Annotated in this window: 10 protein-coding genes; 8 read left to right on the forward strand and 2 right to left on the reverse strand. The window is 63.7% G+C overall.

Annotated features, from left to right (window positions below; genetic code table 11):
• The first annotated feature begins 5 nt into the window (after nt 1–5).
• From kdpA to DOCECA_RS04845, 5 genes are all read left to right on the forward strand, one after another.
• Nucleotides 6–1,700, forward strand: a complete 1,695-nt coding sequence (gene kdpA, locus DOCECA_RS04825) for a potassium-transporting ATPase subunit KdpA (RefSeq protein ID WP_434675130.1) — start codon at nt 6–8, stop codon at nt 1,698–1,700.
• Between the two features lie 9 nt (nt 1,701–1,709).
• Nucleotides 1,710–3,764, forward strand: a complete 2,055-nt coding sequence (kdpB, locus tag DOCECA_RS04830; RefSeq protein ID WP_445571533.1) for a potassium-transporting ATPase subunit KdpB — start codon at nt 1,710–1,712, stop codon at nt 3,762–3,764.
• 33 nt (nt 3,765–3,797) lie between these two features.
• Nucleotides 3,798–4,343: a potassium-transporting ATPase subunit KdpC gene (kdpC, locus tag DOCECA_RS04835; protein ID WP_434701011.1), complete on the forward strand. Its 546-nt coding sequence runs from the start codon at nt 3,798–3,800 to the stop codon at nt 4,341–4,343.
• 131 nt (nt 4,344–4,474) lie between these two features.
• On the forward strand, nt 4,475–7,126 hold the full coding sequence (locus DOCECA_RS04840; protein ID WP_445571534.1) for a DUF4118 domain-containing protein: 2,652 nt from the start codon (nt 4,475–4,477) through the stop codon (nt 7,124–7,126).
• Between the two features lie 47 nt (nt 7,127–7,173).
• Nucleotides 7,174–7,878 (forward strand): response regulator, encoded by a 705-nt coding sequence (locus DOCECA_RS04845; protein ID WP_445571535.1) that lies wholly within the window; start codon nt 7,174–7,176, stop codon nt 7,876–7,878.
• Nucleotides 7,879–8,050: 172 nt separating this feature from the next.
• Here the strand turns inward: DOCECA_RS04845 and DOCECA_RS04850 are convergent, their stop codons facing one another.
• Nucleotides 8,051–9,088 (reverse strand): patatin-like phospholipase family protein, encoded by a 1,038-nt coding sequence (locus DOCECA_RS04850; RefSeq protein WP_420764824.1) that lies wholly within the window; start codon nt 9,086–9,088, stop codon nt 8,051–8,053.
• Between the two features lie 208 nt (nt 9,089–9,296).
• On the opposite strand from DOCECA_RS04850, the gene DOCECA_RS04855 reads away from it, so the two are divergent.
• The 3 genes from DOCECA_RS04855 (at nt 9,297) to DOCECA_RS04865 (ending at nt 11,394) form a co-directional block, all read left to right on the forward strand.
• Nucleotides 9,297–9,587 carry a hypothetical protein gene (locus DOCECA_RS04855; protein ID WP_420764823.1) on the forward strand — a complete coding sequence of 97 codons (291 nt, stop codon included), beginning with the start codon at nt 9,297–9,299 and terminating at the stop codon, nt 9,585–9,587.
• Nucleotides 9,588–9,689: 102 nt separating this feature from the next.
• Nucleotides 9,690–10,451 carry a CHAD domain-containing protein gene (locus DOCECA_RS04860; protein ID WP_434610394.1) on the forward strand — a complete coding sequence of 254 codons (762 nt, stop codon included), beginning with the start codon at nt 9,690–9,692 and terminating at the stop codon, nt 10,449–10,451.
• A gap of 145 nt (nt 10,452–10,596) precedes the next feature.
• Nucleotides 10,597–11,394, forward strand: coding sequence for an acyl-CoA thioesterase (locus DOCECA_RS04865; protein WP_420764821.1), 798 nt, complete (start codon nt 10,597–10,599; stop codon nt 11,392–11,394).
• A gap of 14 nt (nt 11,395–11,408) precedes the next feature.
• Here the strand turns inward: DOCECA_RS04865 and DOCECA_RS04870 are convergent, their stop codons facing one another.
• Complete coding sequence (locus tag DOCECA_RS04870; RefSeq protein WP_434610396.1) at nt 11,409–11,771, reverse strand: terminase; 363 nt, start codon at nt 11,769–11,771, stop codon at nt 11,409–11,411.
• Nucleotides 11,772–11,811 lie beyond the last annotated feature (40 nt).

Below are 11,811 nucleotides of genomic sequence, written 5' to 3' on the forward strand. Positions count from 1 at the left end.
CGGTTATGCACGGCTATGACTACGGGCTGATCCTTGGCTTTTTTGCGCTGGTGCTGATTCCGGCACCGTTCCTGGGGCGGTTCTACTATCGGGTGATGGAAGGCCAGCGCACCTGGCTTTCACCGGTGTTTGGGCCGGTGGAGAGGTGTTGTTACAAGGTGGCCGGTGTCGATCCGACCACCGAGCAGAGTTGGCAGAAGTACACCTTGGCCTTGCTCGCCTTCAACCTGGCGGGTTTCGCTTTGCTGTTCGCGGTTCTGTTGTTGCAAGGGCATTTGCCACTCAACACCGAAAACCTGCCCGGCATGGAATGGACCCAGGCCTTCAACACGGCGGTCAGTTTCATGACCAACACCAACTGGCAGTCCTACAGCGGTGAGGCGTCCCTCAGTTACTTGAGCCAGATGATCGGCCTGACGGTGCAGAACTTCGTCAGCGCTGCCACTGGCCTGGCTGTGCTGGTGGCGTTGTGTCGTGGGATCGGGCGCAAGTCCGCCACGACCCTCGGCAATTTCTGGGTCGACCTGACCCGCGCCACGCTCTACGGATTGTTGCCGCTGTGCCTGGTACTGGCGCTGTTTCTGGTGTGGCAGGGCGTGCCGCAGACCTTCGCGCATTACATACATGGCGTGACGATGCAGGGCGTGGATCAAGTGATCCCGCTCGGGCCGGCGGCCAGCCAGATTGCAATCAAGCAATTGGGCACCAATGGCGGCGGTTTCTTCGGCGTCAACTCGGCGCACCCGTTCGAGAACCCGACGGCCTGGACCAATCTGTTCGAAGTCGCGTCGATCATCCTGATTCCGGCGGCGCTGGTGTTCACCTTCGGCCACTACGTCAAGGACCTGCGCCAGAGCCGGGCGATCATCGCCTGCATGCTTGCGCTGTTCCTGATCGGCGGCGCGACGTCGCTGTGGGCCGAGTACCAACCCAACCCAGCCCTCGACAACGCCGCGGTTGAGCAAGCCGCGCCGCTGGAAGGCAAGGAGGCGCGCTTCGGCACCACTGCCACGGTGCTTTGGTCAGTGACGACCACGGCGGCGTCCAACGGCTCGGTCAATGCCATGCACGACAGCCTCAACCCCCTCAGCGGCATGGTGGCGCTGATGAACATGATGGTCGGCGAGGTGGTCTTCGGCGGCGTCGGGGCCGGGCTCTACGGGATGTTGCTGAATGTGCTGATTGCGGTGTTCCTCGCCGGGTTGATGATTGGTCGCACGCCCGAATACCTGGGCAAGAAGCTCGGTGCCCGGGAAGTGCAATTGCTGGTGGTAACGCTGCTGGTGATGCCCGTGAGCGTGCTGGTGCTCGGCGCTATTGCCGCAAGCCTGCCCGGCCCTGCGGCGGCGGTGAGCAACCCTGGCGCCCACGGTTTCAGCCAATTGCTCTACGCCTACACCTCGGCGGGGGCCAACAACGGTTCGGCTTTCGCCGGTTTTGGCGCCAACACGCCGTTTCACAATCTGATGCTGGGCCTGGGCATGCTAATTGGCCGTTTCGGCTACATCCTGCCGGTGCTGGCGTTGGCCGGTAGCCTGGCGATGAAAAAGCCCGCCCCTGTCGGCCAGAACAGTTTCCCCACCCACGGCCCGCTGTTCGTGACGTTGCTGACCGTGACCATCCTGTTGGTCGGCGGCCTGACCTTCTTGCCAACCCTGGCCCTGGGCCCGATCGCCGAACACCTGAGCCTGGGTTTCTGAGGATTTGAGATGAACATGCCGATGAGTAAGACCGTCGTCGCCAAGGCGCCGGAGCAACCGAAAACCAATCTGTCGGCGCTGTGGCGGCCTGCGTTGGTGCAAGCTTTCGTCAAGCTTGATCCACGCCAGTTGCACCGTGCGCCGGTGATGCTGGTGGTGGAACTCACCGCGGTCCTCACCACCGTGCTGTGCCTGGTTCCCGACAGCACCGTGCCGACTTTCGTAGCCGCGCAGATTGCCCTGTGGCTGTGGTTCACCGTGTTGTTCGCCAACTTCGCCGAAGCCTTGGCCGAAGGGCGCGGCAAGGCTCGCGCCGACAGCCTCAAGGCTGGCAGTGAAGGCTTGAGTGCCCGCCGCCAGACGGCGAACGGTTTCGAGGTGATACCCGCCACACGCCTGCGCAAAGGCGATGTCGTTCGCGTTGCGGCGGGGGAGATGATCCCCGGCGACGGAGAAGTGATCGAAGGCATCGCGGCGGTCAATGAAGCGGCGATCACCGGGGAGTCGGCGCCGGTCATTCGCGAATCGGGCGGGGATCGCTCGGCGGTTACCGGCAATACGCGGCTGGTCTCCGATTGGTTGTTGGTGCGCATCACCAGCAATCCCGGCGAATCCACCCTGGATCGCATGATCGCCCTGGTGGAAGGCGCCAAACGCCAGAAAACCCCGAACGAAGTGGCGCTGGATATCTTGCTGATTGGTCTGACGCTGATCTTCCTGCTGGTGGTGGTGACGTTGCAGCCGTTCGCCCATTTCGCCAACGGCAGCCTGCCGCTGGTGTTCCTGGTGGCGCTGTTGGTGACGTTGATCCCCACCACTATCGGCGGCTTGCTGTCGGCCATCGGCATCGCCGGGATGGACCGCCTGGTACGCCTGAACGTGATCGCCAAGTCCGGTCGCGCCGTGGAGGCAGCGGGGGATGTGCACGTGTTGATGCTGGACAAGACCGGCACCATCACGTTTGGTAACCGTCGTTGCGCAGCGGTCTATGCCGCCCCGGGCGTAAGCGCCAAGGAGCTGGCCGAAGGCGCGTTGTTCGCCTCGTTGGCCGACGATACGGCCGAGGGCAAGTCCATCGTCGAATACCTGCGTGGGTTGCATCCTCAGGCTGAACCCGCCGCGCAGTTGCTGACAGCCGTGCCATTCAGTGCCGAAACACGCTTGTCCGGCGTGGATTATCAGGGGCGCGTGTATCGCAAGGGCGCGGTGGATTCGCTGCTGACTTTCATTGGCTTGCCCCGTGACAGACTGCCCACCGCATTGGGCCGGGAAGTCGACAAGATCGCCCAGAGCGGCGGCACGCCGTTGCTGGTCTGCGTGGACGGAAAATTGCTCGGCGCCATTCACCTCAAGGACGTGGTCAAGCCCGGCATCCGCGAGCGCTTTGCCGAGCTGCGCAAACTGGGGATCCGCACCGTGATGGTCACGGGCGACAACCCGCTGACCGCTGCCGCAATTGCCGCCGAAGCCGGCGTGGATGATGTGCTGGCCGAGGCCACGCCGGAGAAAAAACTGGCGCGCATTCGCCATGAGCAGAACGATGGTCGACTCGTCGCCATGTGTGGCGACGGTGCCAACGACGCTCCGGCCCTGGCCCAGGCCGATGTAGGCATGGCGATGAACGACGGCACCCAGGCCGCGCGCGAGGCGGCCAACATGGTCGACCTCGACAGCGATCCGACCAAGTTGCTGGACGTGGTGCAGATCGGCAAGGAACTGCTGGTGACCCGGGGCGCGCTCACCACGTTTTCCATCGCCAATGATATCGCCAAGTACTTCGCCATCCTGCCGGCGCTGTTCGCCTCCATCTATCCGCAGCTCGGCGTATTGAACGTCATGCATTTGCAGAGCCCGCAAAGCGCGATCCTGTCGGCCATCGTCTTCAACGCCCTGATCATCGTCGTGTTGATCCCCCTGGCCCTGCGCGGCGTGCGAGTGCAAGCCGCGAGCGCGGCGGCCTTGCTGCGCCGCAACCTGCTGATCTACGGCCTGGGCGGGATCGCGGTGCCGTTCGTGGGGATCAAGGCGATCGATCTGTTGCTGACGGGATTGGGGTTGGTTTGAGCCTGAAGACATCCATCAACTGAGGATTTAGCAATGTTCACCTTGATTCGCCCGGCCTTGAGCCTGTTGCTGCTGATGACCTTGATCACCGGCATCGCTTACCCACTCATCGTCACCGGCGTGGCGCAAATCGCTTTCCCGGACCAGGCCAACGGCAGCCTGGTCCATGATGCCGACGGCAAGGTCCGTGGCTCCCGGCTGATCGCCCAGGATTTCGTCGGCGATGGGTGGTTTCACCCACGGCCCTCGGCTGGCGCGTTTGCGACGGTGGCCAGTGGCGCGAGCAACTTTTCGCCGAGCAACCCGGCACTGGCCACGCGGGTGATCGATGGTGCCCAGAAGCTGCAAGTGCCCGGCCAGGGACCGGTGCCCCTGGCGCTGCTGACCACTTCCGGCAGCGGGTTGGACCCGCACTTGCCTCCGGCCGCGATTGCCTATCAACTGACGCGTGTCGCGGCGGCCAGGAATGTGCCAGTGTCGAGGTTGCAGCAGTTGCTCAATGACAACATCGAGCAGCCGTTGGTGGGACCGCCGGTGGTAAATGTGCTGGCGCTGAACATGGCCCTGGAAAAACTGTAGAAACCTGTGGGAGCGAGCTTGCTCGCGATAGCGGTGGGTCAGTCAATGACAGTGACGGCTGAACGACCGCCATCGCGAGCAAGCTCGCTCCCACAGAGGCTAAATTCCATCCCTGAAACAAGAGACATAGCATGAGCGACTCCGGCCGCGCCGATGCACTGCTAGCCAATCTGCCCCGCCACGACCGTGGCCGCCTCAAGGTTTTCCTCGGCGCCGCGCCGGGCGTGGGCAAGACCTACGCCATGCTGCAAGCGGCTCACGCCCGGCTGCGCCAAGGCACGAACGTCGTCGCCGGCGTGGTCGAGACCCACGGGCGCGCCGAGACCGAAGCGCTGTTGAATGGCCTGCAGCAGCAGCCGCTGGTGCGTTCGGAATATCGCGGCGTGGTGCTCGAGGAAATGGACCTCGACGGCCTTTTGTCGTCTCGCCCGAGCCTGGTGTTGGTGGATGAACTGGCCCACAGCAACGCGCCCGGCAGCCGGCATGCCAAGCGCTGGCAAGACATCCAGGAGTTGTTGGCGGCAGGCATCGATGTCTACACCACGGTGAATGTCCAGCATTTGGAAAGTCTCAACGATCAGGTGCGCGGCATCACCGGCGTGCAGGTGCGCGAGACGTTGCCGGACTGGGTGTTGCAGGAAGCCGACGAGTTGCTGCTGATCGACTTGCCGCCGCGCGAGCTGCTGGAGCGCCTGCGCGACGGCAAGGTTTATGTGCCGGAGCAGGCGCGGGCAGCCATCGATGCGTTTTTTACCCAGACCAATCTTACCGCGCTGCGCGAGCTGGCCATGCAGACCGCGGCGGCGCAAGTGGACGACGATCTGGCGCAAGGCTATCGGCAACTGGGCCAGGCGGCGCCGGCGGTGCGCGGTCGGTTGCTGGTGGGCGTGGACGGCGACTTGCAGGCCGAACGGTTGGTGCGCCACGCCAGCCGCGTCGCCCAGCGCCGGCATCTGCCGTGGAGCGTGGTGCATGTGGATAACGGCGGGGCGCGGGACGAGTCGTCGCGCCAACGCCTGCAGAACGCCCAGCAATTGGCCGAGCGCCTGGGAGGGGAAGTGGTGTCGCTGCGCGCCGGGGAGGTCGCGCGGACGTTGATCCAGCACGCCATGCAACGCCGCGCCACGTTGCTGTTGGTAGGGCAGTCCCGCCGGCGTCTGCGGCGGCGATGGTTTGGCGGTGGCCTGGCCTCACGCCTTTTGCGCAACGCCCGTGGCCTGGAAATCAACGTGTTGGACAGCGATGAATCGCCACCGCCCACGCGCCTGGCCCCGAGCACCCTCGCCACCGGTTTCGACTATGCCCTGGCGCTCGCGGCGACAGGGGCGGCCAGTGCCTTGGCCTGGGGAGTCTCAGGGTTGCTGGCACTGCCAAACATCTCCCTGGTGTTTCTGATGGCGGTGTTGCTGGTGGCGGTGCGCAGCAGCCTCGGCCCGGCCCTGGCCTGTGCGGCGCTGTCGTTCCTGGCCTACGATTTTCTGTTTATCCCGCCCAATTTTTCCCTGACGATCCAGCGCGAAGAGGACGTACTGACGCTGGCATTTTTCCTACTGATGGCCGCCCTGACGGGCAATCTCGCGGCCCGCCAGCGCCGTCAACTGCAAGCGCTGCGCGACACCCAGCAGGAAACCGGTGAACAGCTCGACCTGTCACGCAAGCTGACTGCCGCCACGGATCGCCAGGCCGTGATCAGCGCCGCCGTGCAACACCTCGACAGCGAGGACGATTTGCAGCTGTGCCTGCTCAACCGCGACGGCGGGCATGGTTGGAAGGTCGAGACCGCCGAGCCGTTGACCTTCACCGAGGCCGAGCGCGCTGCCGCCGACTGGTCCTGGCAACACGACCAACCGGCCGGTGCCGGCACCGCGACGTTGCCGTCCGGGCGCTGGTGGTGGTGGCCCTTGTCCAGCGAGGGCGCTCCGCTGGGCCTGCTGGGCGTCTGCCCGAAAGACGGCAAGCCGTTGAGCGGCCATCGTCGACGCTTGTTGGCGGCCCTCAGCCAGCCGCTGGCCCAGGCGCTGGCCCGGGCGCAACTGGCACAGGATCTGGAAGCAGCGCGCCTGCACGGCGAAACCGAACAGTTGCGCAGTGCCTTGCTCGCGTCTGTCTCCCATGATCTGCGCACACCGCTGACGTCCATGCGCGGCAGCATCGACAGCCTGTTGGCGCTGGGCGAGGCGATCCCGCTGCAGGACCGTCGCGAGCTGCTGGAAGGCACCCGCGACGAGGCCGAGCGCCTGGACCGTTATATCCAGAATCTGCTCGACATGACCCGGCTCGGCCATGGCGCGCTGAAGCTGGCGCGCGATTGGGTGTCACCCGCCGACATCGTCGCCAGTGCGTTGAACCGTCTGCGGGCCGTGCTGGCGCCGTTGGCGGTCGATGTCCAGGTGCCGGTCGGCTTGCCGTTGCTGTATGTCCACGCCGCGCTGATCGAACAGGCCCTGGTCAATGTGCTGGAGAACGCCGCGCGGTTTTCCCCGGCCCATGGACGGCTGCTGCTCAACGCCGAGGCGACGGCCGACGAAATCCTGTTCGCCGTGGCGGATGAAGGGCCGGGCATTCCCGAGCAAGAGCGGGAAAAGATCTTCGACATGTTCTACACCGCTGCGCGCGGTGATCGAGGCGGGCAGGGCACCGGGCTCGGATTGGCGATCTGCCAGGGCATGGTCGGTGCCCACGGTGGGCGGATCAGCGTCGGCGACGGCCTCGACGGTTGTGGCACCTGCATCACTTTGCACCTGCCCTTGCAGGCACAACCAGGCATGGACGATGAAGCCTGACCGGCGCTGCGTTATGCTCTCGCCACTTGATTGGATGAATGGACCCCATGAGCCTGAGCGCGACCCTTTTGGTCATCGATGACGAACCGCAGATCCGCAAATTCCTGCGCATCAGCCTGGCCTCGCAAGGCTACAAGGTGCTCGAAGCCGAGACGGGAGCCGAGGGCTTGGCCCAGGCGGCGTTGAACAAACCCGACCTGTTGGTGCTCGACCTGGGCCTGCCGGACATGGACGGCCAGCAAGTGTTGCGAGAGTTTCGCCAGTGGTCGGCGGTGCCGGTGCTGGTCCTCTCGGTGCGGGCCAGCGAGGCGCAGAAAGTCGAGGCGCTGGACAACGGCGCCAATGACTACGTGACCAAGCCTTTTGGCATCCAGGAATTCCTTGCCCGCGTGCGTGCGTTGCTGCGCCAGGCGCCGCCAGGCGAGGCACCGCCGGCGGCGCTGACGTTCGGCCCGCTGACGGTGGACCTGGCGTATCGCCGGGTCCTGCTGAACGGCGCCGAAGTGGCCCTGACCCGCAAGGAATACGCGGTGCTGGCGCAACTGGCGCGACATCCGGGGCGGGTCATCACCCAGCAACAACTGCTCAAGGACATCTGGGGCCCGACCCACGTTGAGGACAGCCACTACCTGCGCATCGTGGTCGGTCACCTGCGCCAGAAACTGGCCGACGACCCGACCCGGCCTCGGTTTATCGTGACTGAAGCGGGGGTGGGGTATCGGTTGTTGGAGGGTGGGCTTGATCACCGTTGAGATCTAAGGCCAAGCGCTGTCGTGGCGAGGGAGCTTGCTCCCGCTGGGCTGCGAAGCAGCCCTAAAAACCTGAGCATGGGGTGTGTCAGGCAAAAATCATATCTGAAGTTTTCGGGGCCGCTTCGCAGCCCAGCGGGAGCAAGCTCCCTCGCCACGGGAACTCTGCGATCCTTCAATTCTGCTCACTCTCATACCGATCCAACGTATCCCGGGCGATCTCCCGCCCCAACGCGATCAGTTCCGGCGCCTTGTAGAACTCGAAGAACCGGCACACCCGTTTCGGCACGTTGATCAGCACGTCCGGCGGGTAACCGGCGATTTTGTACTGGGCCAGGGAGGTCTGCATTACTTCGAAACTCTGGTTGATCAAATCCAGCAAGGACGCGGGCCCGACGTTATCGATGATGAACGAGCCGGTGGCGGATCTTGGCGCACCGTCGCTCTCTGGCGCGGCGGCCGGTTGCTGGCCTTCCGGCTCGGCGGATTCGATCCACGGGTTGATATCGGCGGCCTCGGCCTTCAGCGCTTCCTGCTCCAACAGCAACAGCTGCTCGGCCTGTTTGCGGCGAAATGGCAGCCGTGAGCCCAGGGAGCTGACCAGGGTATCGAAGCGACGCCGGAACGCGGCGGGGCGCTGGATCACTGGCAGCCGATATTGCTTCTGGTTGGTGGCGTTGAGGTTGACCGCAATGATCAGGTCGCAATGGCTCGACACCACTGGCACGATCGGCAGCGGGTTGAGCAGCCCGCCGTCCACCAGCATGCGGTTGCCTTGCATCACCGGGGTGAACAGGCTGGGAATGGCCGCCGAGGCGCGCATCGCCTGGTGCAGGCAACCTTCCTGGAACCAGATTTCCTGCTGGTTGGTCAGGTCGGTGGCGACAGCCGTATAAGGAATGCGCAGGTCTTCGATGTTGAGTTCGCCGACAATTTTGCGGATTTGCCCGAAGACTTTTTCTCCGCGAATCGCCCCGAGACGAAAGCTGACGTCCACCAGCCTCAGCACATCCAGGTAGTCGAGGCTTTCGATCCAGTTGCGGTAATCCTCTAGCTTGCCGGCGGCGTAGATTCCGCCCACGACGGCGCCCATGGAGCAGCCGGCGATGCAGGCAATGTCGTAGCCGCGCCGTTCGATTTCCTCGATCACTCCGATATGGGCATAGCCCCGGGCGCCGCCCGAGCCCAATACCAATGCGACACGTTTTGTCATGAGCCGGCCTCTTATCGAACAGACGTCAACAATGCACTCATCGACGGCCCGGCTCAAATCGTTGTGGCGCAGGCGTCGTTTTTTGACACGCCGCGACGGCATTTGCGTATTCTCGTCCACACTTGAATATAGCGGTGGCGCCGAGGCACTTTTTCCCGGCGAAACCGTCTTACCAGCACGACTGTTGACCTGACTTGAGGTGTTATCGATGAAAGCCCGGATCTGCCTGCCCCTGGTGGCATCCCTGATGGTTCTGGCCCTGGCCGGTTGTGCCGGCAAGACCGCGTACCGCGACAGTTGTGGCAGTCAACTCGACAGCGCCTGGCGCGAACTGGACCTGGCCAAGGCCGAAGGTTTTGCCGGTACGGTCAGCTACTCCAAGGCCCTGTCGCTGCTGACCGGCGCCAAGACCCAGCAGCAATTCGAAGCCTTCGAAGGCTGCACTCAAAAAGCCGAGAAGGCCCGCTTCTACATTCGCGAATCCCGCGCAGGACGATAAACACAGCGGCGAGCTACAAGCTGCAAGCTGTAAGTGGAAGCGAAACTGTTTTCCCTTGCGGCCTGTAGCTCGAAACTCGAAGCTGCGTACGGAGTACGCCCGATGATTGATCGGCTGGTGGCCCGGATACTGGGCCTGGAAGTCCGCCTGTTGGCCTGCCAGGCCCGCTTGAATGCCCAAACCGACAGCGAAGCACTGCATGACCTGCGAACCACGGTCCGTCGGTTGCGCAGCCTGCTTCGTCCGTTGCGTGGATTGCCCGGTGTCGAACAGCTGGAAACGGCCGCGTCGGCAGTAGGAACCCTGACTACGCCCTTGCGCGACCGCGAGGTGCTGGCGGCTTATCTGCAAAAGCACGGCAAGACCGACGCGGCGCAGCGGCGCCAGGTGCAAATGGCTGAAGCCTATCCCGCCGTGGCCAGCAGCCCGGAATTGGCGCAGCTGCTGATGATTCTCGACGCGTTCCCACGCTTCATCCGCGCTGCCCAGCGCCAGGGCCTGCTTGCCGGGCTGCGCAAGCGCATCGAAAAACGCCTCGACAAGCAATGGAAAAAACTCGGCGAAGCCTTGCGCGACCCCGCCCATGACCGTCACCGGTTGCGCCTGTTGATCAAGCGCGTGCGCTACGCCATCGAGGCCTATCCTGAACTCGATCGCTTGCCGGAAACGGCCATGCCACGGCTGAAGGCTGCCCAAGGTGCCCTGGGGGATTGGCATGATTGCTGGCAATGGCTGGCGCGGGCCGAGCATGAAGCCGATTTGCAAGCCTGTGTGCCGGTCTGGCGAATCACCATGGAAAAGGCCGAGGCCAAGTCCGACCGCGTGCTGGATAAACTCATCGCCAGTTGTTTCGATAAATCCTGAGGCTACCCCAAACCCCTGTGACCATCCGGGGTGGATTCAAGCCCCACGGCTTTTCTGTCAGTCTCTTTGGCCGGAATGAGCGCTGTGTCGCTTGCCCGCGCTGGTTAAGATTCCTTCATCTTTTTCCGCTGCTCTCGAGGTCGACATGCGCTTCTCCGATTTGATCGATGCCGTGCGCCATCAGCCAGGCGCCGTTGTGATCCCTCCTGAATGGGGCCAGGGACGGGCCAGTTTTGGCGGGCTGGTGGCGGCGCTGCAATACGAGGCGATGAGGGCCCAGGTCCCGGCGGATCGCCCGGTGCGTTCGTTGGCGATCACCTTTGTCGGCCCCGTCGCGCCCGACGTCCCCGTCAGTTTTCAAGTGCAGGTGTTGCGTGAAGGCAAGGCGGTCAGCCAGGTCTTGGGGCGTGCGGTACAGAACGGTGAAGTGGTGACCGTGGTGCAAGGCAGCTTTGGCGCGTCGCGATCTTCAACCGTGTCGGTGCAGGCTGACCCCGCGCCTGAATTCAAGGATGTCGAGCAATGCCAGGAGTTGCCCTACATCAAGGGCGCTACTCCTGAGTTCATGCGCCACTTGGCGATGCGCTGGAGCGTGGGCGGGCTGCCATTCACCGGCAATAAATCCCGCAGCATGGGCGGTTGGGTACGTTTGCGCGGCGATGTGAAAGAACAACCCCTGGACGAAGGGCATATCCTGGCGCTGGTGGATGCCTGGCCACCGGCGCTGTTACCACACCTCACCCAGATGGCCCCGGGCAGTACGCTGACCTGGACGATCGAGTTTGTCCAGCCGTTGCTGGAACTCACGACGTTGGATTGGTGCCAGTATTTGGCTGAGATCGAACACGCCCAGGATGGCTATGGCCATGTCGCGGCGAAATTCTGGAGTGCCGATGGGCGGCTGATCGCCATGAGCCGGCAGACAGTGACCATTTTCGGCTGAGACGTTTCGGCGATTCAGCGGCGGTGGCGCTCCCGCCAGGCGCGCCACCATCCACCGCTTAGAAAAAATCGTGGGAAGGTCAGGAATTGTTCCACCAGCAGGCGCGACATCGCGTCCTTGCGATCACTGAAAGGCTCCGACGCTTGTGTCTCCAGGCTATGGCCATGGCGTTGCAGCCCGAGTGCGGCAAGCAAGCCGATCACACCGATGGCGACATCCCCCAGGCTCAGGCTGAACACGCCGCAGACAATCAGCAAAAACGCGACGATGAACAACGGCACCGCGATCAGGTGCAGGACCAGGTTGGTCGGGTGGCGATGATTGTCAGGGTAGGCGCGCCATTGCCAGGCCGGAAGGTTGGGGTGACGTTTGCCCATGATGCTGTTCCTTGAGTCCGTTTAAACCGAATAAACGAAG

The sequence above is a fragment of the Pseudomonas sp. E102 genome, assembly GCF_052660185.1.